Origin of the sequence: Legionella sp. D16C41 (assembly GCF_048541585.1) — a bacterium.
Taxonomy (GTDB): Bacteria; Pseudomonadota; Gammaproteobacteria; order Legionellales; family Legionellaceae; genus Legionella_C.
Window position 1 is genome coordinate 1,781,154 of sequence record NZ_CP183303.1, and the last position, 24,516, is coordinate 1,805,669.

A 24,516-nucleotide genomic window follows, 5' to 3' on the forward strand; every position below is an offset into this window, starting at 1 on the left:
TCAAAGGTTCTTCAGCGAATTATATCATGGCTTATAATGGCTGCTAAATAAGTAGGTATTGGGCCTTTTGGCCCAAATTATGAACGCATAAGAAGTTAGTTGCTTTATATAGTAATTATACTTAAGTACCTACTTTACCAATCTGGTTGATTTGTTTTTGCAATTGCTGCATTTGCTGTTGAAAATTAGCTTGAACCTGACGAAGTTGGTTTTGATTTTGTGTATTTAATTGCTGTATCTGGCTTTGAAAATCAGCTTGTAATTGTTTTAATTGCTGCTGCATTTGATTATTTAATGTAGAAATTTGTTGTTGAGTTTGTGCTTGCATTTGCTTAAGTTGATTTTGAATTTGTGTATTTAACTGCATAATTTGTGCGTTTGCAGTTGAATTGGTAGTTGTAGTTGGTGGTGTTACTGGTGCAGCATACACACTTGCTATTGCAGATACTAAAAATACACTACAAATTCCTTTGCTTAATGAGTATTTCATAATTATTTCCTTATGTTAAAAACGGCACTGCCAATACTTTAACGAATTTAGTTTAGAATGCAAGCATTAAGCTTTTTAGAATAAAAAAAGCTACTCCTTGCATCTTATTTTTATCGACTACTTAAACTTAAATAATTAGAAGCTTCAGGTATTTCTTCATTAATCGCGGTCTCAGGATTTTCTAGGAAGCTTACAAGTTCCCCTATTTCCTTGACTTGCTTATCTTGAAGAAAACGTATGTCTTCATAGGCTTCTGTTGCTGAAATTACCGCAATTGCTGTACCAATAATGGCAATACCAATACCTAATGCTAATAATCCCCAAGGACCCATAGCTAGTGCCATCGCTCCCGCAGTTATGCTAGTAAAATTTGCTAGCGCTGTATTTATAAACACAAAACCGGTCAAACTTGCTAGAAAACCAGAAACTGCGAAAATAGAATTAAAAAATAAATTAGCGCTTGTAGTCACTTTGTTATAGGTTTTCGTTTCATTTAGTAATTGCTGTAAAAGCTGATACTGGCTTTTTAAAGCAGCAAGGTTTTCATTATTAGGTGTTTCGATACTACGAGTGGCTGTAATTAAAAGACATAGTAATAACTCATGACTCTCTTTATTTAAAATAGTTTTTAAGCCCTCAAGTCCGCGTAAAAGCTTTCGGCCTTTAATCACTATATAATTATCAAGAAGTTTGTTCTTTAATTCGCGATTATTTACAGCTAGAGATAAATTTAAGTGGTTTTCAAGTTGCTTAAGAAATTCTTGCTTTGCTGTTGCCCAAACCATTATGCTTAAGGTCCTGTCCTTTAATGAAGTGACCTACTATATAGCAGTACTTAATTTTTGTATATTGTTTTTAATTCGTTAATGATAGTGATGATTTGCTATTAAAAAATCCGCATGAGGTTAGAATTTTTTCAATCATTTAAAATAACCTTTTCACGCGTTTATAGATTTAGGCGATAGCCAATAAATTAATTGCTTTATTGGCTGTCATCTTTTCTATAATCAGACATAACTAAACTAATGTCATTTTTACTATTTAAAAACTCATATTGTATTTGTCAGCTCTAATATCGGTTGTTCTTTCTCTATATCACCATCTTTATTAAAAAAAATTGCTGGATTCATGGTCAAAGGTTTTTCTGGAGACCGTGCTTTTTACAAGCAATAATATCATATTGATGCCATAATTTTATGCCATCTGACACAGTTTCTCTTTTGGTTAAAGATACTTTTAGAATTTCAATTTCAAACATTAAGCGAAATAAATTTAATATTTCTGCATAACTAAAAAAACTTTGCTCTGCATTGGCCCACTCATGCTGATCTCCAAAGAATTGGCCAGAAAAGCGGCCATTAAATGCTATATGCTGAACGATATTAGACCATACATCACTGAAGTGTTTAGAAGCGACAAAAGATAAAGTTAAATTAGAACTTATTAAATCGTATTGCTTGGGAAGTTGCATTTCTTCAAGTTTAGATAAAATAAAAGTTATATGCCCAGCTTTATGACGAGTTCTTGCACGAGTTATCTCAATTGCTTCACTTTCTGCATCAAGCGCTGTTACATCGCATCCTTTTTCTAGTAGAAAGACGGTATCTCTACCCGAACCACATCCGAGATCTAATGCATTTAGTGGTTGCTGATTAACCTTTCTTTCATCTGAAAATTTTTTGTAAGCTTCTTCAACAAGTGGATGATGTTTACTTTTCTGATGAGCTTTGAAATATGTAGTCCATTTTCCCATATGTTGTTTTCCCACTTTTGTTAGAATTATTTTTGTTTTAAATTTTTTTATTTTTTTGATAAAAACATTTTGGTAATGTGCTAAATTATTTACTTATAATAACTACAAAAATCTTGGTCATTTTTAAACTATGTAATTGCAAAGAAATTTATCAATTATACTGACGAGTCAACCTTCTTCTATTTAATATTCCCTTTGCTTAGAAATCTACTTCACTTTAGAAGCTATATTATTCCAATCTTAACCTCAGTTCCTTGCTTTTACATTAATGGTTGCAGACTGCCCCTGCCCTTGTATGGCTGGATAATACATAGACTCCGCATAAATAGGTGGTACGATAAATTTGCCAATATTTGTTGGTTTAATACGGTAACGGAACTCTTTTGTATCATTTTCTGCACTGGTAAAAAGGACTACCCTGTCTTCACGTACATCAATATAATCGGCAGCCTCTTTATTTATAGAATCTCTATTTACTTCAAATCCACCTGGTAGCAAATCAACAATTACAATATTACTAAAAGAATGATTATCTAGGCTGCGAATTTTTAGATGAACTACTATCTCACTACCTAGGGTAGCTTCTTCAATTGGCTTACCCTCTAATGATAAATACTCACGATAAATTTCTATCCCCTGCTTAACTTCTTTATTTGGCTGCTGTTTAGTAAAGCCTGCCTGAGTTAATTGATAAAAATAAGTTTGATTTTTAGGATTATCGATAATGAGTTGTTGTATATTTTCATTAAGATTTAATTTTTTGTATAAACTAGCTGCATCATCAAGCGTTTTTTGCTGATTATTTTCTAGCAATGCACCAATAATTAATGGCTCTGGGGTACTAGTTTGCAGAGAAGGATGATACAAGGCTAATGCTAAACTGGTATAACTTGATAATAAAGTATTGATTTCCGTACTGTTAATTGCCTTAACTAGCTCTAGCAATAGGTCATTATTTAGTTTAGCTAATTGTTCAGGAAAATGGCGCGCTAATAAGTATACATACTGAGCATTTGCAATATTTGCATTGTAAAAGTCTGAATTAATTAGATTAGCATTTTGAACTTGATAGCGATTAATTAACTGTAGTGCTTCATGCTCATTTTTTAATAGTTTATAAGTCGCAGCAAGATAAGCGCCTGTTATTGTTTTCTGCCAATTAAGTTCTTTATCTTGATCTAAATAAAGTAATAAGTTAGTTAAATAGTTCGTAGTTACAATTTCATTGCGCGTTAAAATGTAGATAGCATAAGCTTGTAGACGTGCTGTTTCTTCATTAGTAGCATTTTGTGCAACAAAATCTTTGAGGTAGCTAATACCTGAAGATAATAAATCGTTTGGTATAGGGTAACCTTGATCGTGAGCTTCAGTTAAAAAATGCATTGCATAGATAGTGGCAAAAATATCATTGCTTGGATTACTTACCTCTGGCCAATAACTAAAGCTGCCATTAGACATTTGTCGTTGTCTTAACTTCATTATGGTATCTTGAAGTTTTTCGGCAACTTGATTTTTATCTTGTATAAATTCAGGCTGGTTAGCCAATGCTAATAAAGGCATTGCTTTACTAGTTAATTGCTCTGTACATCCATAAGGAAAATTATCTAAATAATGTTGTAAGCCAGTTACCAACATAAGTGGACTATTAGAAGTCGCAATTTCTACTTGCCGATGCTCTTGATACAGATCTCTATTTAATGAAAGTATTTTTCTTTTTTCTTTTGTTATGCCACTATCAATCGTTGTTACAAAATTGCTAGCTGGCCTTATACTTAAAGTTGCATCAATCTTACTTGATTTATCGCCGAAAGAAGCAGTGAAAGTAATTTTGGCGTCACCTAAATCAGGTTTAGCTTTTAATTTAAAGCGAACTGTTTGTTCATGTCCTTCGCTAATATTTATTGTAGTGTTATCTGAATTAATTAGGGTAAGTCCTAAAGAGGCAGTTAGTTTAACCGTTACCGGTGCATTAACGCCTGAGTTCTGCACATTATTGGCAACACTCGCTGTTATTTCAAATTCATCATTAGGTGCAACAAAGGTAGGGACATTAGGATTGATAACAAAATTACCGCGTACTTCCGTTGATTTCTCTGCAGAGCCTACTTCATTCTCGGTAACCGCAACAGCCATTACCCTAATAGAGCCATTAAAATAGTTAGGAATAGGATACTTAATTTCATGCAAGTTATTATCAGTGGCAAGAATGCCTGACCAAAATACCACAGGCAAGTCAGTTTTTCGTTTAAAAGGATTAAGGTGAGCTGCTAAAAGTGCTTCACTACCATCGCCTCCTACAGTGGATAGTTCACGTTCGCGAATATATTTTGGCAAAATTTGATCGACTGTTTGTTGGGTTAGCACTTCGAGTGCACGCTTTTGAAAGAAAAAGGCAAGTGGATTTGGCGTTTGATATTTAGCAACTTGTAAAATACCTTCATCTACTGCAAAAACAATAATTTTCCCAGGTTTATCTGTACTATAGTTAATGATTAAATCATCCCCTGGGCGAGCTAACTTTACTGTATTAAGATTTACATTTACCTTATGATTATCGGTAGTGAGTTTAAAAGGAACAACACTATAGCTAAGCGGGCTAATAAATAATTCTGGTGAGTTCCAATCACGAACAAAAGCTACATTGATATAACCGTTGCCTTGAAAATTTTCAGGAATATGAATTTTTTGTACTGAACTGGTTGTATCTGTTTTAAACCATTGTGTTGCGTATACTTTATCTCGTTCAATAGTAATAAGGCCAGAACCCGTATAAGGCGCGGTAATTTGTAACTCAATATCTTCACCAGCTGTATACTCTGTTTTGTTAAGCTTAACACTAAGTTCTGCATTTTTAGCTAAAGGTTGTTGACTCGTACCAACAACGGAAAATTTAACTCGACTTAATTCAGTGTTATCTTGGTTTAATACACTTAAAACAAAATCTCCAACTTGATTTGTAGGCAGAGAATAACTAATTCCTTGCTCATTAACAGAGAATGGTTTTGTATCTAATATTTTAGTTTGCATAACAGATTGATACTGATAAGTCCCATTAGTATTTTTAATGAGTGTTGTTATCGGTTGTAATACTGCTAATTGGATTTTAAGATTATTGACAGCTTGTGTATTAAGTTCAGGGTTAACGGCAATAAAATTAACCGTACGTAAGCTACTTTGCTTAATAAAATTAAGATCGCCATCTGGCTTATAGCCAATAAAATAAGGAAGCGGACTAATTAATGCTTTAGTTTGAGCGGTAACACTTCGGCCCCCTTCAGCTTCAAATCCTTCAGCAAAAAAGGTCAAGCGATAAGTAGATTGGGCAAAACGATTTAAATGCAAATTAAACTCAGTTTCACCTTTTTCATTTGTTTGACCATCCGATAAGGTTTCAGTATAAGTTTTTGGTGGCTTTTTAGGATCAAATAAAGGATCTAGAAAAATATAGCTTGGATATTTTTCAAACTCTATTCGTTCAGGTGTTAATAATAGCTTGCCACTAACTCGCCTATTTTCAGCCGGCGCGCCATAAAGATTCCATAAATTAACATTGGCAACAACCTGCTCTGGGGAAAGCCATCCTGCTTTTGTAGATGGGAGCAAATGAGTAGTTATACGCATTCTATCCGGTTGAAATTCAGCCACTTTAAACGTGGTATTACCTAAAACAGCTTCTTTATGTTTATCTTTTATAGTGTAGAGATAAACAGTATATTGCCCAGTTGGAGAAGTCGCATTGGTCTTGAAGTCAAAATTAAAAAAGCCAACTTTATCAAGAATAAATTTTTGGTCATAAACAGTTGTTCCACGCGGATCAATAATGACAGCTTCCAGTGGCAGCCCAGGAGGTTGTGCTTCTGCATAAGCTTTTTTAATAATTAAACCAATATGAGCCAGATCACCTGGCCTGTAAATACCTCTATCTGAAAAAAGATAGGCACTTAAGCTGGGTAAATCTTGATTATTACTGTAAAGCCCACCCACATCAAAACGAGAATAATTGAGTTGACGATTAGGATTATTGTAAGGGATAAAGGACACGTCACTATCTAAGCGTGCTAAATAAACAACAGGCTCTCTATCGTCAGTAAAATCTTTTAGAGAAGGAAATTTCACATGCCCTTCAGTATCGGTAACACCTGACAAAATAGGCACGCCATTTTTGCCTAAAATTGACACTTCTACACCGTTAACTGGTTTACCAGCGACAATAGATTGTACAAAAATGTCATGTGTTCCATCACTATTATCTTTAACTAGCAGCCCTAAATCTGTAACTAAAATGAGACGACTTGACTTAATATCTAAAGGCGTTTTATCAGCAAGATTCCAACCAGTCGCTTTTAGCAAAAATAATCCTTTCATACCATCTGAATTAGTCGGCGCTGCTAAATATCTTGCTAAATCTAGCGCTGTATATTGCTGCTTAGTTAAATCATTATCGGCAAAGGTTTGGATTTCAGAGAAAATTTCACTTATATTTTGTTGGTTAAAAGAGGTGTTAATAAAATAAGGATTATTAAAATCTCCCTGCGTCTGCGTAATTAATTGATTAATATTGTTAGGTAATACGCGAGCTACTTCAAACTTAACGGCCTCAAGTCCACGCACAAGAATAGATAATTTTTGCTCACTACTTAAAGCAAGCAATGCTCCTTTGTGTAGAAAACTAATTTCTTGTGGTAATTCAGGTACCTTGATAATAGCCGTATAGTCATTAGTCAGGGTGAAATCACCAAATGCTCTTGTTCCTTTATCTAATTTAAGATAAAGATATCGAGAGTTCGCTACTTTGAATTTGTAGCTATGTAGGGTTGAATAATTTCTATCCGATGGAATTGGCTGTAATACTAAAGGCTTGGCAAGCGCTAAAACAGCAGAAGTAACTTCACCAGGATTTTGCCATTCGTAATTTTCTTTTTCGTCCGCGAAGCGCGTGGCAGGATAATTATTAGGTAGTAAATAAACATGTAAAAATTTATTAATTTGCGTATCATTTACCCCAATAGATGTTTCTATGGTTAGTACTTGCTCTGGCCTATCTTGCTCATTGCGGACAATCGAGGCAGCCGTGCTAATGATTTTAAAATAATTGGCTGCATCAGGAATTAATAGATTTTGTTTTACCTCTTCTGCGCTAACCCCACTACCCGTACTTGATTGCACGCCTTTATCAATTTTTAACACAAGATAACGTGCTAAGTCGGTAATAGGTAGCGTCTCTGAATGAATATAAGCAGTGCGTTTATGCTCATCATAATCTACAGTCCACTTAAATTGCTTTGCTTGTAAATTGAATTTGTCATTTTTTAATTCTTGTAGAAAGAGGGAGGTTTTTTTAGCAAAGCTGTCGGGATTAACAGGAAAATTAAACTCTACGGTAGCAATCGCTTGTCTAATTTTAGCATCAATAGGATCTTGGTAGAATTTAAACTCTTTAATTTTAGCTTGAAAAGGTTCTGTTGCAAACGTGTAAGCTAAACGTTCTAATTTAATTCCTTTTGCAAAAAAGGGTTGCTCAAATTGCACTGTATAAGTTTGTCCAGCTGGCCAATCTTTTTCAGGCTTAAACCTTAATTGATGATCATTTTCCCAAGTCCATACACCAGCAAGACTTGGCTTTAGCTGAACAAACTTAGAAACCTCTTTACCAACCAACTCTAAAGGAGCTACAGATTTAGGAATAAATTCTTGCTCTTGTAAACCAAAATCTATTGTTAATGAATCGGGCTCTAAGGTATCGGCTATAGGTGTAATTTGTGGAGCGGTAATTTTAGCAGTGATTAATGATGGTTTAGGTAAACTCTTATACCAAAAATATCCGCCTAGAGCTGCTAATAGCAAAACTAATAAAAAAACAAAAAGTGACCAAAATAAAAAAGGACGCGCTTTTGATTTTTTTCTTAAAAAAAGAATCCAAGGTGGACTAGACCAACTAATTTGCCCAAATAAAAGTGCTAAAAAAGCTTTGCTTTTGGCTTTTTTTTTAGTAATGGGCGTATTGTTCATATATAATCCAGCCAAGCAAAAGAGATATTAATAGAAGCTGCGTTTCAAAAGAAGTCTAATACTAAAGTGCTTCAAAATTTAATGAAGTTAGAAAACGCCAACTTTGCCGAGCATTGTATTTTTTTAAAAGATAAGATTCAAGCATTATGAAGTCTTTTTTTACATACTTAACTTTAACAATTTTAGCTTTACTTGCTGCAGCTTATGCTTGTTTATATTTTTTGCCCATACCACCCTTACTAGACAACTTAGATTTTTCAACAGTTATTTATGATGATAAACAACAATTATTACGGTTAACACTTAATAAAGAAGATAAATATCGGGTTTATACCCCACTTACAAAAATTAACCCTATTCTTATTTCTACTACTTTATTACAAGAAGACCGTTATTTTTATTCTCACTATGGCATTAATCCCTTAGCCATGCTTAAAGCAACTTGGGAGACTTATTTTATAAAATCACGTCGCATGGGTGCCTCAACCATTACCATGCAACTTGCGCGATTACGATTTAATCTAAATTCCAAAAAAATTGTTGGTAAGTTAGAGCAAATTATTCGCGCTTTTCAATTAGAAATGCACTATAGCAAAAAACAGTTATTAGAAGCCTATTTTAATTTAGCCCCTTATGGCGGTAATATTGAAGGCATCAGCGCTGCGAGTTTAATTTATTTTAATAAAACGGCAGACAAACTTAACTTGCCTGAGGCGTTAATCTTAGCAGTCATACCGCAAAACCCAAACAAGCGTACTCCACGCAATACCGAATTAAAAGAAATTCGCAATAAATTATTTAGGCGATGGTTAGAAATTCATCCTGAAGATAAAAAATATGAAAAGGTAATGAAACTGCCCTTAGCAATGAAATCCACTCATTCATTACCTTTTTTAGCACCTCATTTTGTAAACTCTGTATTACAAAATACATCGTCCTCTGTAAAAGAAATTCATACCACCTTAGATAGCCAACTGCAAAAAATCTTAGAGCGCATTACTAAAAACTACATTCAACGCAAATATAACCTTGGTGTCTATAATGCGGCAGCCTTATTAGTAGATACTCGTGATATGAGTATTAAGGCTGCTGTTGGTTCAGCTGATTTTTTTAATCAAGCCATTAAAGGACAAATCAATGGCACAGAAACAAAGCGCTCGCCAGGTTCAACACTAAAACCCTTTGTGTACGGTTTAGCCTTTGATCAAGGGTTAATTCATCCTTATACGGTTTTAAAAGATGTACCCTCTAGCTTTGGTCATTATAATCCAGAAAATTTTGATTATGATTTTATGGGCCCTATCAAAGCTAAAGACGCTTTAATCTTAAGTCGTAATATTCCTGCTATTTATTTAGCAAATCTCCTGACTCATCCTACTTTGTATGACTTGCTTAATGCAGCTAAAGTAAGTCAGCTAAAATCAGAATCATTTTATGGGCTTGCCTTAACATTAGGCGGTGTTGAGCTTAGTATGCAAGAATTAGCAAGCTTGTATGCTATATTAGCTAATGAAGGTTTATGGCACCCTCTGCGTATGCGTCAAGATGAGCCTAAAACAGTAGGCAAAAGGTTACTAAGCCCTGAAGCAAGCTTTTTAGTTTTAGATATTCTTAAAGATACGCCGCATAGCGCAGATAATTATAATGATAAACCTCACCAGCTAGCTACCAATACCATAGCCTATAAAACAGGCACTTCGTCGGGCTATCGCGATGCTTGGACTGCAGGTGTTTTTGGCCCTTATGTTTTAATCACCTGGGTTGGGAATTTTGATAATAAAAGCAATCCTGCTTTTGTGGGGAAAACTGTTGCTGCCCCTTTATTTTTTGAGCTTATTGATGCTATTAAACACGAAGTAATAGTACCTTCTTTACCTAATAATTTACATTCTTTAAACCTTATAAAAACAAACGTTTGTAAAGCCTCTGGACTTTTACCAACTCGATTTTGTTATGATTCGGAAAAAACTTGGTTTATTCCAGGTAAATCACCTATCAAAACTGACAATATTTATCGCGAAGTTGCGATTAATAAATTAACCGGCCTTAGAACTTGTCACTTTGATGCAAATACCCGCTTTGAAATCTATGAATTTTGGCCCTCCGATTTATTAGCTATTTTTAAACAAGCCGGAATTCAACGGCGAACACCACCGCAGTTTGAAGCAGGTTGTGCCTTACAAGCAATCAATGGTTTAAAGCCACAAATTACCTCCCCCCAAACAGATCTTCATTATATTTTACGAGCTGATAGCTTAGCAAAAACCTCTATTCCTCTTTCAGCTGTAACAGATGGCGATATTAAATCATTATATTGGTTTGTTAATGATTCATTCTTGGCTAAAACGCGGCCAGATGAAACCTATTTTTGGCAGGCCAAACCGGGTAAATTCATTGTCCGTGTTGTCGATGATCATGGTTTTTCTGATGCGCGTGAGATAACTATTGAAGTAGATACTTAATTGTTTAAAAGCAGATTAATGATAGACTGGTTAGCCTCAGGAAAAGTATAATCTTTTAACTCACTTAGATTAACCCAACGTAAATCTGTTTGCGCTTCTTGACAGCTTGGTGTTCCTGTAAAAGTAGTGATGCGATAAACTAATAAGGTGACACGTTTAACAGAATATTGATAGTCAATTTTAATCAAAAATTCAGCTCTTTGTACTAATAAACCAATTTCTTCTTTAATTTCTCGCACCAGTGCATCATAAGGAATTTCTAAATCTTCTATTTTTCCACCAGGAAATTCCCAGTAACCCCCGTGATCAACATGTGAAGGCCTTTTAGCAATAAGAACTTTATTTTGTGCATTAATTATAACGCCAACAACGACTTTAATTGACATACTTATAAAACTAGAATTAATAAGATAAATTAAGGCGGTTATAGCATGACCATGCGTTGTTGCCAATTATAATTTAGACAACTTTAATTTTATAAAGGAAAACAAAACTCTGTTAAAGAATATTCCAAACTAATTTTATAGGCATAAGTAAACCTACTATCTTATCCTCTACTAGAAAAAGAATCATAGACCATTATTAACTATAGGAAATTTCCTAAGTTATATAACATTAAATTTTAAATTGGACTAATTATTGCTAATTTTAGATGAAAATAGAGATATTAATGTATTGATAAAATTTTTTAATCATCGGCAGAACTTTGCTTATGACAACGATAGACAACATTTTTGCTATTAAGCTCCACAATTTCAGCTTCAGCTCCTGATTTTTCTAACTCACAGTGCACACTTAAAGCGGCAATCAAGTGATCTAAATCATCTCCACTAGTTTTAAAAACAACTTTGTTTTCTACCCTAATTAATCCCTCATAAATAACAGCACTCATAAACTTACTTCACATTAAGTCCTTTTATTAATTATAGCATTTAGGCTATACATATTTCGTATTTTAAATGAATTTTAATAGCATTATTGCTTAGATAGTCTTATCAAAAATCTTCTATTAATACTTATAATTAACGATATGACTATTTCATTAAATTTCTTTATCGATTAACTCTTGTTAGGTATTATTCCTTCAGGTCTCATTCTAAAACTATTACCTTTTTAAAAATGTGATAAAAACAGTCACTTTACTGGTTTTTGATAAAAATAACTGCCTTAGGTACTTCTTTAAGTTAAACGTTAACCGCTATTGATTAAAAGTTGCTTATCTCTAAAACAACTTTACTTTAGCCATTAATTACTCCTGCTAAACGCGGATAATCTAGTCAACATAAATCCTTTTAAACAATATATAAATTTTCTTCACTTAATTCTTAATTATTAAAGTAATTAAGCTATTCTACAGATAAGAAAGTTAGCTATATATTAATTTTTAAAAGGATAAAATATTAAATGGCTATTTCTAAAAAACTTCATATTTTTGACCCACTTACTATAGGCGACTTATATTTACCAAATCGCATTGTTATGGCACCCTTAACACGCAGCCGCGCTAGTAAAGATGATGTTCCTGGTCCATATAGCAATATATATTATGCTCAGCGAGCCTCAGCTGGCCTTATTATTTCTGAAGCAACACAGATATCGCCACAAGGAAAGGGTTATGCTTTTACACCGGGAATTTATAGTGATGAGCAAGTAGCTGGATGGAAAAAGTCAACTGATGCTATACATGAAAAAGATGGCCGTATTTTTGCCCAATTATGGCATGTTGGTCGTATATCTCATCCAGATTTACAAATAGATAATCAATTACCCGTTGCCCCATCAGCGATTAAGCCTGAAGGTGAAGCTTTTACTGAGTCAGGATTTAAACCTTTAGTTACCCCACGAGCTTTACAATTAGCAGAAATCCCTAATATCATTGAACAGTATACTCATGCTGCACTTTGTGCAAAGCGTGCTAATTTTGATGGTATTGAAATTCATGCCGCAAATGGCTATTTACTTGATCAATTTATTCGTGACCAAACTAATAAACGTGAAGATGCTTATGGCGGTAGTCTTGAGAACCGTTGCCGCCTGGTTTTAGAAGTAATTGAAGCGGTAATTAAAATTTGGCCAAGTAAGCGAGTAGGAATTCGCTTCTCACCTGTTAGTCCTGCTAATGATATTGCTGATAGCAACCCTATGGCTACATTTTCTTATCTAGTTGAACAAATCAATCGGTTTGAATTAGCTTATATTCACTTTGTAGAAGGAGTAACTACTGGTCCTCGGGATATCCCCAAAGATTTTAGCTTTGCTACATTGCGTAAACTATATAAAGGATTTTATATGGCTAATAATGGCTATTCTCTAGACTTAGCAGAACATGCGCTAGAAGAAAATTTAGCAGATTTAATTGCCTTTGGCCGCTTATATATCGCTAATCCTGATTTAGTAGAGCGGTTTGAAGTTGGTGCACCTTTACTTTCTGCTCCTAAGGCAACGTGGTATGGTGGCGGCGCTGAAGGGTATATTAATTGGCCTACCTTAAATTAGCTAGCAAAAACCTTTTTAAGCTCATTTAAAAAAAGCGATATGTAAGACTCTCTCCGCACAGTTATCGAGCCAAGGCCTGGATCCCGCGAACAAGTCGCGGGACGTAGGTGATACTCTTAAGGTGAAATGAGAGCTTATATTTAAAACCTTACCTCTACATGCCACACCTTATGTATAGGACTTCAAAAAGGATCAAAAACTTAAGCTTGTACACAGCCTGCGAGTCATAATATTGAGATAAGAGCGTATAGTCAAAATCTCTATTGCCTACGTTCCGCGCTTTATGCGCGGAATCTAGGAGTTAAACATTAGCCAGGATTTTATTAATTAATAAAGTAGCAACCTTATTATATTAAGTAAAATGCTAGGTCAGCTTAAAGCTAAGCTAGCTTGCCATGACAGTTTTTATATTTTTTGCCAGATGCGCAAGGGCATGGATCATTACGACCGACTTTTTCTTCACGGCGGCGAAATGGAATTAAATTACTAGCTTCGGTTTCCTCACTGTCACTAGCTAATTCATCCTCATGTAAAAACTGCATCTTATGCGCTTGCTCAGCTCGTCGCTGTTCTTCAACAGCATTAACGTCTGCTTCGCCTTGAATTTGCACTGAACTTAAAATACGAATTAAATCATATTTTAGAGCTTCTAGCATTTCTGAAAATAATGAGAATGCTTCACGTTTGTACTCTTGCTTAGGATCTTTTTGCGCATAACCGCGTAAATGGATTCCTTGGCGTAAATAATCCATAGCTGCTAAGTGCTCGCGCCAATGATTATCCATCGTTTGCAAAATAATTGATTTTTCAAATTGAGCTAGAATCTCTCGGCCAACTTGAATTTCCTTTTCCGCATATTGCTGCTTACTTAACGCAAGGATACGCTCATGTATCTGCTCAGGTTGAATGTGATGATCTTCTTCAACCCACTGCTCTATATTAACCTTAATTTGAAAGTCTTCTTCTAAAGCTTTAGTTAACCCTGGCAAATCCCATTGATCTTCCATACTTTGCGGTGGAATAAAACTATCAACTAAACTAGTTATAACATCTTCACGCATAGCCTCTACTACTTCTTTAGGATCAGTCATAGCCATAATTGAGGCACGCTGCGTATAAATGACCTTACGCTGGTTATTAGCGACGTTATCATAATCTAATAATTGTTTACGAACATCGAAATGATGTCCTTCTAGTTTGCGTTGGGCATTTTCGATTGCTTTTGTTACTAAGCTATGTTCAATAGGTTCACCTGGCTGCATACCAAGCCGACGCATCATACCTGCAACTCTTTCGGAGGCAAAAATACGCATTAAGTTATCTTCTAAAGATAAGTAAAAACGGCTGCTACCTGGATCACCTTGGCGGCCAGCTCGTCCTCTTAATTGATTATCAATTCTTCGTGACTCATGACGTTCTGAACCAATGATTCGTAACCCGCCTGCTTTTAATACTTCTTCATGGCGCACTTCCCATGCTTCCTTAATTTTATCACGTTCTTCAGCAGTGGTGTCTTCGGGAAGTTGTGCAAGTTCTGCAGAAAGGCTACCACCTAGTACAATATCTGTACCTCGGCCAGCCATGTTAGTAGCAATAGTCACCACACCTGGGCGACCTGCTTCAGCAATAATTTGTGCTTCTTTTTCATGAAATTTTGCATTAAGTACTTGATGCTTAATTCCTGCCTTCTTTAATAAATGACTAACTAATTCTGAAGATTCAATTGAAGTCGTACCTACTAAAACAGGTTGCTTACGTGCAATACAGTCTTTTACGTCTTCAATAATCGCTTGATATTTATCCTGTTGGGTCAGATAAACTAAATCAGCTTCATCTTTGCGGCACATAGTCTTATTAGTCGGAATAACGACTACTTCAAGGTTATAAATTTGTTGAAATTCATAAGCTTCTGTATCAGCAGTACCGGTCATTCCTGATAATTTATTATAAATTCTGAAGTAGTTTTGAAAGGTAATAGAAGCAAGCGTTTGATTTTCTTGTTGAATAGAAACATTTTCTTTTGCTTCAACCGCTTGATGCAAGCCTTCTGACCAACGGCGACCTTGCATTGTACGACCAGTGTGCTCATCAACAATAATAACCTGATTATCTTTAACAATATAATCTACATCACGATGAAACAGAGCATGCGCTTTAAGTGCTGCGTTAACATGATGCATGAGCATAATATTACTAGCATGATATAGGCTATCGCCTTGAGTTAAGAGCCCTGCCTGAACCAATAACTCTTCAACATGTTGATGACCTGTTTCAGTTAAATGAGCTTGCTTTTGCTTCTCATCAATAGTGAAATCGCCACCATCGCCTTCTGCTTCTTGTTTTTTAAGTAACGGAATTAACTTATTTACTTTAATATAAAGTTCAGAACTATTTTCAGCAGCACCGGAAATAATTAGCGGAGTGCGTGCCTCATCAATAAGAATAGAATCTACTTCATCGACTATTGCAAAATTAAGTTCACGTTGTACTTTGTCATCCAAACTAAATGCCATATTATCGCGAAGATAATCAAAACCAAACTCATTGTTGGTACCGTAGACAATATCAGCAGCATACGCTTCTTTTTTATCTGGATGAGGCATATCTGGAAAGATAACCCCTACCTTTAAACCTAAAAACTCATAGATAGGACGCATCCACTCACTATCGCGTTTCGCAAGATAATCATTAACGGTTACAATATGAACACCGGCACCACTAATCGCATTTAAATAAGCTGGCAAGGTGGCGACAAGCGTTTTACCTTCACCTGTGCGCATTTCAGCTATGTTACCTTCATGTAAAACCATACCACCTATTAATTGCACATCGAAATGTCTAAGTCCTAGCGTTCGTTTAGCTACCTCACGCGTTACAGCAAAAGCTTCAGCTAACATTTCATCTAAGGTTTCACCTTCTGCAAATCGTGCTTTAAATTCTTGTGTTTTTGCAGCCAGTTGTTCATCGGATAAACTCTGCATTGAGGGTTCAAATGCATTAATTGATTCGACAACTTTCTCCATGCGTCGTAAGGTACGTTCGTTCCGACTACCAAACATCTTTTTAATCAACGTATTTAGCATTGCCTCGATAATCCTCTAACTGTCTTGCATCAAAACCACTTAATTTACTAGAATTCTAGTGAAATTGCCATGTATGTTTCATTTTTTCACCTATATCAATGAATTAAGTAGTATTTGCATTTCTTACTTAAAACTTAGGTAAAATTAATTGAAACTAAATGAGTTCTACTTCATATTCCCTTTCATTTTCTATAGCATTTTCGTTTTCTTTAAGCCAGTCTAATGCTTCTTTTAAATAAAAAACTGCCTTTTCTTGTTGCGCTAAAACTAGTTTATCTTTCCAATGTTTAGCTAAAGGCAACCCATGTGCAAAATTAAAAATAGGTTTAATCAAAATACTTAACGGCACACCCTGGTGAAACTGACTGTCAACATAATCAAGATAGGCTTTAATAATTTGACTACGCGATTTAATCGCTACATCAGGAAAAAACCATTGGTTAATAGCTGCTAATGCATATGGATTTTTGCAAGCAAGCCGTCCTAACATAACACCATCTACATAATTCATATGATGTCTAATAGCAGATAAATCAAGTATATTACCGTTAATAATTATAGGAATTGTTGGCAATTCTTCTTTTATTCGATAAACATAATCATAATGTAGCGGGGGGATAGTTCGGTTTTGCTTAGGGCTTAAACCTTTAAGCCAAGCTTTTCTTGCATGCACAATGATTTTATCGCAGCCTGCCGCAACTAATTTATGAACAAAATTTGCGAAAAATTCATAGCTGTCTTGCTGGTCAATGCCAATACGAGTTTTGGCTGTTATAGGAATATTTACTGCCTGCTTCATAGCCGCAATACAATTAGCGACATGGTCTGCTTCAGCCATTAGACACGCACCCATACGGCCTGATAGAACTCTATCACTTGGACAACCCAAATTTAAGTTTACTTCATTATAATCAAAATCTGCCGCAAGTTTGGCACAAGTAACTAAAGCTTCTTTATCGGCGCCACCAAGTTGCAAAGCCAACGGACGCTCCATTGGTGAAAAATGCAAACAACGGTTTGGATTGTGTTTTATAGCAGCTACAGTTTGCATGTCAGTATACAATAATGCAGAAGGCGCAATAAGTCGCATTAAGACACGGAAATGAGTATAGCTCCAATCAATCATTGGAGCTATTGCTAGTGGTGATAGAAGCGCATTAGTCATGTAAGAATACGAACAACAAATAATAAAATTCTATTATAATCTATTTTAGAATTAAAAAGGGATTTTATAATAAATCACATAGTGCCAACTTAGGGCCTTAATGTAGGTTGGGCCAAGGCCCAACTTACGCTGCTATTTGATTTGTTATAAATTTTAACAATATTGATTTATTATTTTACCAGAAAGCCATAAATTATACTATAGCTTTTATTGCTGTTACCAGTAACTGCAGTTTTGAGCGACCTTGAAAGCTATTTACATCTAATTTATAGGCAATATGAACTTTTTTGGCTCTATAATTAGGCCAGCTTGTCAAATCCACATTAAAAACTATCGCATCAAGAGGCTCGCCGCCTATACTATGGACCAGAGTTAATTTAAGGTGATGCTGACCTACTAAGCGTTGTTCTAATATTTCAAACTCATTATCGAAGCAAGGCTCAGGGAACTGTTGACCCCAAGGACCAGCTTGTTGCAATAGGGTTGCCATTTCGAGGCTTAAATCATGAATTTCCAATGGTCCATCAGTTAATAATAATCCTTCACAATGAGAGATATCCATGTGTTTTTCAACTTCAGCAATAAATGCCTGTTGAAAACGATTAAAATTATCCGGATGTAAACTTAAGCCAGCAGCCATGGCATGACCACCAAATTTATTAATTAGTTCCGGATGGTTTTTATCAATTGCAGCGAGTACATCACGAATGTTTAGCGCCGCTATTGAGCGTGCTGAACCTTTTATCTCAGTTTCACTTACCACAGAAAAAACAATTACCGGCCGATGATAACGATCTTTTAAGCGGCCAGCTAAAATACCGATAACCCCCTGATGCCAGGCAGGATCAACTAAGCATAAAGCAATAGGAAGCTGCTTATTATATTCAATTTTTTGGGTTAATTGCTCAATGGCTCTAAGCGCCTGCTCTTTCATTTCTGCTTCAATAATACGCCGCTCTTGATTTAGTTCATCTAGATGTGCTGCTAATTTTTTGGCGTGATTAAAATCCTCACATAACAAACATTCAATTCCTAAAGACATATCATCTAATCGGCCTGCGGCATTTAATCTGGGTGCAATCGCAAAACCTAAATCACTTTCACGTAGGCGAAGCCCATCACGCTTTGTAATTTCTATTAGTGCTTTAATACCCGGCCTACATAAACCTTGGCGAATACGAGCTAATCCTTGATTAACTAGGATACGATTATTTTGATCAAGTGGCACCACATCAGCTACTGTTCCTAATGCCACCAGATCTAAAAATTGAGCCATATTAGGTTCAGGTAAAGACTGCTCGGCAAACCAGCCATGATTACTAAGATGCCTACGTAGGGCTAACATAACATAAAAAATAACCCCCACTCCTGCAATAGCCTTACTATGAAATAAGTCATCTAGCTGATTTGGATTAACGATTGCACAAGCTTTTGGTAATACTTCTGCAGGTAAATGATGATCTGTAATAATGACATCAATTCCTGCAGAATTAGCTGCATCGACACCTTCTAAGCTGGTAATACCGTTATCAACAGTGATAATTAAATTAGGCTGCCATTTTTTAGCAACTTCAATAATTGCCGGTGTTAAGCCATAGCCATATTCAAAGCGGTTAGGAACTAAATATTCGACAAATGCAGCACCCATAGTCCGTAAAGCAGATACCGCCAAAGCAGTAGAGGTTGCGCCATCTGCATCAAAATCACCAATAATTAATATTCGCTCGCCTAAACGCAGCGAACTTTCTAAACGTGCACAGGCTTTATCTATACCACTTAATTGGTTAAAAGGGAGTAAAGTCTGTAAGCGCTTGTCTAATTGCGTTTCATCAGTGATGCCACGAGCAGCATAAATACGTTGTAAAACAGGTGAAATATTGCCTAGGGCAGGTAGTGAATCCGGTAATTTCCTTTGTTTAATTAGCATTAACTAATCCTCTCCATAATTTATTCCACCAATGTTGTTTAACGGTTTGATAAGCTATATTATTCCAAAACCAATTAACTGACTTACCTTGTAGTTGGTGTGTAAACTTATCATTGTCTAACTCGTTTGAATTTTTTAATAAAACAATACTTTTATTATTAATAACCTGTGTAAAATCCAATGATTTCACTTGACTAGCAAAAACTAATAATAATTGTGCATCATTAGTTAAAATAGGCCTTTTTGAATTTAAAGAAAACTGCCCTTCACCATATAGCCATAACCCATTAATAGAAGGTTTTTCGTTTCGTAGATTATTATAAGCATGATTACTCAAAAACATTTGCAATTCTGTAAATAGACGTTGCCAGTAAAGTGTTGTATCCATTTTTTCTATAAAAGGCATTAACGATTGGCGCATTATAAGTTGAACAGGCGGGCTATTTAATGATGGTTTATTATCTACTTTAATTAGCCAAGTATAAGCATTGTGATAATAAAGAGAAATTTTTTCTTCTTTAAGGAAAGTAGCTACCTCATTAAACCACTTATGAGCTTCTTCCTCATTTAAATCTAGCTCATTGTTTGCAGCAATGATAAAAGCATCGTTATGGGTTGCTTGCCAATAAATTGGCGAAGCAACAAGCCATTGCCCTTCAAGCCTATGATACTGTCTTAAAAAATCGCCTAAAGGTGGCTTTTCTGGTTCATAGCCTAACACGTTTAAAAAATTTAATTCATAACTCGCCTGCGAGATTAAAGGTTTCGAATTTTCTGGCGCTATACCGGATTTATTATCATCATTGAGGATTACATCCATATCTTATTACCTTTAAATCGCTTAATAGGGTAGGTTGGCCTTGGCCCAACAAATTAATCGGCATCCCGTAATCGTAGCCTGGGTGAAACGAAGTGCAACCCAGGTTTCAGCCCAACTGGCCTTCACCGAGGCTACATTTGCTATAAAGCTTTTCATGGTCTATTGGGCTTAGCCTGACCTACCTATCAGAGCATAGTAATTAATTTCTAAATTGCTTTTGCATAACCATCTCTTTTAAAAAGATACTTTAAGTTCCTTAATGCCTGCCTTATGCGCTGGTTATTTTCAATTAAGCCAAAACGAACAAAACCATCACCTTGAGGCCCAAAGCCTATGCCCGGCGAAACAGCTATAAAAGCTTCTTTTAATAAGTATTTTGAAAATTCTAACGAACCTAGATGGCGATAAAAAGGTGGAATTTGAGCCCAGACAAACATAGTTGCTTTAGGTTTTTCTACATACCAACCTAACTCTTGCAAGCCTTCACATAAAACATTACGGCGTTTTTCGTATAGTTTACATATTTCTTTTACACAATCATCTGGACCTTCTAAAGCCGTAATAGCTGCAACTTGAATAGGAGTAAAAGTACCATAATCTAGATAAGATTTTATTCGTGTTAAAGCCGCTACTAATTCTTCATTACCACAAGCAAAACCAACGCGCCAGCCAGGCATATTATACGATTTAGACAAAGAGTACGTTTCGATAGCAACATCAATAGCGCCAGGTACCTGTAAAATGGAAGGCGCTTTGTAACCATCAAATACAATATCTGCATAAGCTAAATCATGAATAATCCAAATTTTGTGTCTTTTCGCTAAGGCTACCACCTCTACGAAAAACTCGTAATCTACACAATGAGTACTAGGATTGGCTGGAAAATTAAGAACTAGCGCTTTAGGACGTGGCCAAGTTTGCTCAATCGCCTCTTCAATAGCTTGTAAAAATTGTTGCTCTTCGCTTAACGGTATTTGTTTAACATTAGCGCCAGCAATAATAAAGCCATAAGTATGAATTGGATAAGCTGGATCAGGCACTAATACTGTATCTCCAGGCCCACTTATAGCTAGTGCTAGATGAGCCAAGCCCTCTTTTGAGCCAATCGTTGTAAGTACCTGTTTTTCAGGGTCAAGATGAACATCATAGTTTCTTTTATACCAATTTGTCATTGCTAAACGTAAACGAGGAATACCTTTTGACATAGAATACCGATGGGTATCAGGGCGTTTTGCAGTTTCAATTAACTTATTAACAATATGAGGCGGTGTAGGTTGATCAGGATTTCCCATACCAAAGTCAATGATGTCTTCGCCACGCGCTCGCGCTTCCGCCTTTAATTGTGTCAATGTATTAAATACATAAGGTGGCAGGCGTTTAATGCGCGAAAATTGACTCATAATTTTACCTCTGTGTTATACTGGAAATAGTACTTTTTAATACTGAAATAAATATGCATATTAGTTTAGAAAATAGTGACCAATACGCAATTCAAGGTTACAGCGAAACAGAAATCAAAATTGACTCCATTATTTACCAAAATAATGTTGTAGTAAGTAAATATGGCGTCATAGATAATTGGAATTTACCTACTATTCAACACTTAAATGATGAAAACATAGCACCTTTACTATTGCATAAACCAAATATAATTATTATTGGACATACTCTATTAGGTAAATTTGCTCCTATTTCATTGTTACAAAATTTATCAAACCAACGCATTAGCCTTGAATCAATGTCAATTGGTGCAGCCTGTCGCACTTATAACATTTTACTAAGCGAACAACGTGAAGTAGCTTTAGGAATCATTTTAACATAATCAAAATTTGCGAAAAGCATTCCTTCATGGTTTAGATAAAAAATGTTTGTAATAGATTGCTCTACCTACCATAAGACTGTACTTGACACATTTTTAAATGCAAAAAATACTTTAAAATATTCGTGTAGATCACTACACTCAATTTTTAAGGTTTTTTTCATCCAAAATGAACTCATATCCAACAATAAATTAAGATTTAATACATCTAACCTGTGCTATTACAACTGTTTTAACTAGGAAGGTTAGTCTTATTAAGTTGTTATTTGTAAAGCTTATACTTGTCGACGTGCTTCAAGTACGTTAGGAATCTGTTCTAACTTATTTAAAAGCCGCGATAAGTTATTTAATCCATCTATTTCGACACTTAAGGTAATAAAAGCTGTGTTATCTTGCTTATTACTGTGGGTTTGTAAGGAATAAACATGTGCACGTTCATTAGCAAGTAAAGACGTGATATCACGCAATAAATCCGGACGATTAAAGGCTTTTATTATAACATCAACGACATAATGATCCCGGGTTGTATTTCCCCAATTAACTTGAATAAAACGCTGTCGTTGTCTTTCACCTGCATGAATAATATTTGGGCAATCCTGCCGATGAATAGAAACACCACGACCAATGGTAATATATCCAATAACCTCATCACCTGGTAGAGGCTGGCAACAACGAGCCATACTGGTAAGTAGATTACCTACACCCTCAATTTGTAAATCACTGCCTCGCGAATCTGGAATGGGAAGAGGCTTTGTTTTAACTACCACTTGCTGTTCAGTACCCATCTCCTCTGCAGGTGATAAGCGATGAAGGATTTGTCCTAACTTAATATCGCCTCGCCCTAAAGCTGCAAGTAAGTCGTCTAAACGCTTAAAGTTAAATGAGATAGCTACCTCATGTAAACGCTCCGCCTTAATACCTAAATTTTTTAATTCTTTATCTAATATTTCTTGGCCCTCAGCACGATTCTTATCATAATCTTGCATTTTAAACCAGTGTAATACTTTAGCCTTAGCTCTAGATGTTTTTAAGTAATTAAGGTGCGGATTAATCCAATCTCGAGATGGGCGCTCTTCCTTTCCTGTAAGAATTTCAATTCTGTCACCTGTCTTTAAAGCATAAGTTAATGGAACAATCGTACCATTGACTTTCGCACCTCGACATCGATGGCCAATTTGGCTATGAACATGATAGGCAAAATCAAGTGGTGTTACTCCTTTAGGTAAATCTAATACATCGCCATCTGGAGTAAACACATAAACACGCTCTTCCAAAAATTCTCTTTCCATGGCCTCTGGAACGCCACTTGTTGTAGCCATTTCCTTATGCCAAGCTAATACATCGCGTAGCCATTCAATTTTTCGTTCATGGCTTTCTTTACGGCTTACTCCACCTTCTTTATATTTCCAATGCGCAGCAACACCCATCTCGGCTAAATCATGCATTTGAAAAGTTCGAATCTGTACTTCAAATACGCGCCCTTCAGGGCCTTCTACTGCTGTATGCAATGATTGATAGCCATTGGCCTTAGGATTTGTAATATAGTCATCAAATTCTGCGGGAATTTGTTTCCATAAGGAATGAACCATACCTAAAACATCATAACATTGATCAACCGTCTCAAGGAGTATCCTAACCGCAGTCGCATCATAGATTTCTTCTAAAGAAACATTTTTCCTAGTCATCTTACGATAGATACTATGAATATGTTTAGAGCGGCCGTAAACAGCGAAATGCTTAGCACCTGAAGCTTTAATTTTTTCATTAAGCTCCGCAACGATTAAGTCTACATATCGATCACGTTCTAAGCGCTTTGCTTTTAAACCTTTAGCAATAAATTTATAATCATCAGGATGTAAATAGCGAAAAGCTAAATCCTCCATTTCCCATTTTATAGCCCCAATACCTAACCGATTGGCAAGTGGCGCATAAATATCCATTGCTTCGGTTGCTATTTGCTTGCGTAAAGCCTCTGGTAATTGTGCAGACGCGCGTAAAAGACACAAACGTTCAGCTAGCTTAATTAACACAACTCGCGCATCATCGACCATGGCCAATAGCATTTTACGTATATTATCGAGTTGATGTTTATTATGCTGCTGATAAGTACTTAAAGGCTTTAAGTTGTTAATAGCATTCATTTTTTCAATGCCTATAACAAGCTTAGCAATAGAAGCACCACATTGTTCTTCTACATCATCTAACGATAAATCTGCATAATGAACACTAACAAAAATAATAGCTGCAATTAAGGTCTCTTGATCGACCTCTAAATCAGCCAAAATATCAGCCATTAATAGGCCTTGTTGTAAGCAGGAGAAACCTGCGTCAGTAGCATGATCACCACAAGCTAACTGGGTCAAGCTACAGGCATTTCTTATGCGATCTAAATCTTGAAAATAACCTTTTGAACCTAATTGCGACAACCATTGTTCAACATCAATATGGCCATCTTCCGTAATCCAGGGTGTACTTTCTTTAACTTTAACCAT

General features: G+C 35.6%; 15 protein-coding genes. 3 read left to right on the forward strand and 12 right to left on the reverse strand.

What is annotated here, in order from left to right:
* Positions 1-121: 121 nt before the first annotated feature.
* The 4 genes from ACNVED_RS07835 to ACNVED_RS07850 all read right to left on the reverse strand — a co-directional run bounded on the left by ACNVED_RS07835 (position 122) and on the right by ACNVED_RS07850 (position 8,252).
* Positions 122-490 carry a hypothetical protein gene (locus ACNVED_RS07835; RefSeq protein ID WP_419418468.1) on the reverse strand — a complete coding sequence of 123 codons (369 nt, stop codon included), beginning with the start codon at positions 488-490 and terminating at the stop codon, positions 122-124.
* Positions 491-600: 110 nt separating this feature from the next.
* Positions 601-1,275 (reverse strand): hypothetical protein, encoded by a 675-nt coding sequence (locus tag ACNVED_RS07840; protein WP_419418469.1) that lies wholly within the window; start codon positions 1,273-1,275, stop codon positions 601-603.
* A gap of 347 nt (positions 1,276-1,622) precedes the next feature.
* A complete protein-coding gene (locus ACNVED_RS07845; RefSeq protein ID WP_419418470.1) occupies positions 1,623-2,243 on the reverse strand; it encodes a class I SAM-dependent methyltransferase in 621 nt (206 codons plus the stop codon).
* A 246-nt stretch (positions 2,244-2,489) separates the two neighbouring features.
* Positions 2,490-8,252, reverse strand: a complete 5,763-nt coding sequence (locus tag ACNVED_RS07850) for an alpha-2-macroglobulin (protein WP_419418471.1) — start codon at positions 8,250-8,252, stop codon at positions 2,490-2,492.
* 146 nt (positions 8,253-8,398) lie between these two features.
* Here ACNVED_RS07850 and pbpC point away from each other — a divergent pair, with 146 nt between their 5' ends.
* Entirely contained in the window at positions 8,399-10,714 is a 2,316-nt protein-coding gene (pbpC, locus tag ACNVED_RS07855; RefSeq protein WP_419418472.1) for a penicillin-binding protein 1C, read from the forward strand.
* Here the strand turns inward: pbpC and mutT are convergent.
* Both mutT and ACNVED_RS07865 read right to left on the reverse strand, forming a co-directional pair.
* Entirely contained in the window at positions 10,711-11,100 is a 390-nt protein-coding gene (mutT, locus tag ACNVED_RS07860; protein ID WP_419418473.1) for an 8-oxo-dGTP diphosphatase MutT, read from the reverse strand. The two genes, pbpC and mutT, sit on opposite strands and share 4 nt — an antisense overlap.
* 302 nt (positions 11,101-11,402) lie before the next feature.
* Positions 11,403-11,606 carry a hypothetical protein gene (locus ACNVED_RS07865; protein ID WP_419418474.1) on the reverse strand — a complete coding sequence of 68 codons (204 nt, stop codon included), beginning with the start codon at positions 11,604-11,606 and terminating at the stop codon, positions 11,403-11,405.
* Positions 11,607-12,118: 512 nt separating this feature from the next.
* Here ACNVED_RS07865 and ACNVED_RS07870 point away from each other — a divergent pair.
* The gene (locus tag ACNVED_RS07870) at positions 12,119-13,210 is read left to right on the forward strand and encodes an alkene reductase (protein ID WP_419418475.1); all 1,092 of its coding nucleotides are present in this window, start codon (positions 12,119-12,121) and stop codon (positions 13,208-13,210) included.
* A 380-nt stretch (positions 13,211-13,590) separates the two neighbouring features.
* Here ACNVED_RS07870 and secA read toward each other — a convergent pair whose 3' ends face one another.
* The 5 genes from secA to alaC form a co-directional block, all read right to left on the reverse strand.
* Entirely contained in the window at positions 13,591-16,293 is a 2,703-nt protein-coding gene (secA, locus tag ACNVED_RS07875) for a preprotein translocase subunit SecA (RefSeq protein WP_419418476.1), read from the reverse strand.
* 154 nt (positions 16,294-16,447) lie between these two features.
* Positions 16,448-17,458: a tRNA dihydrouridine(20/20a) synthase DusA gene (dusA, locus tag ACNVED_RS07880; RefSeq protein ID WP_419418477.1), complete on the reverse strand. Its 1,011-nt coding sequence runs from the start codon at positions 17,456-17,458 to the stop codon at positions 16,448-16,450.
* 193 nt (positions 17,459-17,651) lie between these two features.
* Positions 17,652-19,385, reverse strand: a complete 1,734-nt coding sequence (recJ, locus tag ACNVED_RS07885; protein WP_419418478.1) for a single-stranded-DNA-specific exonuclease RecJ — start codon at positions 19,383-19,385, stop codon at positions 17,652-17,654.
* Positions 19,375-20,205 carry a hypothetical protein gene (locus ACNVED_RS07890; RefSeq protein WP_419418479.1) on the reverse strand — a complete coding sequence of 277 codons (831 nt, stop codon included), beginning with the start codon at positions 20,203-20,205 and terminating at the stop codon, positions 19,375-19,377. The genes recJ and ACNVED_RS07890 overlap by 11 nt, the downstream gene beginning before the upstream one ends.
* Before the next feature lie 206 nt (positions 20,206-20,411).
* On the reverse strand, positions 20,412-21,605 hold the full coding sequence (alaC, locus tag ACNVED_RS07895) for an alanine transaminase (RefSeq protein ID WP_419418480.1): 1,194 nt from the start codon (positions 21,603-21,605) through the stop codon (positions 20,412-20,414).
* 53 nt (positions 21,606-21,658) lie between these two features.
* Between alaC and ACNVED_RS07900 the strand changes: the two genes are divergently transcribed.
* Positions 21,659-22,027 (forward strand): Mth938-like domain-containing protein, encoded by a 369-nt coding sequence (locus ACNVED_RS07900; protein ID WP_419418481.1) that lies wholly within the window; start codon positions 21,659-21,661, stop codon positions 22,025-22,027.
* Between the two features lie 272 nt (positions 22,028-22,299).
* Here the strand turns inward: ACNVED_RS07900 and relA are convergent, their stop codons facing one another.
* Positions 22,300-24,516: a GTP diphosphokinase gene (relA, locus tag ACNVED_RS07905; protein WP_419418482.1), complete on the reverse strand. Its 2,217-nt coding sequence runs from the start codon at positions 24,514-24,516 to the stop codon at positions 22,300-22,302.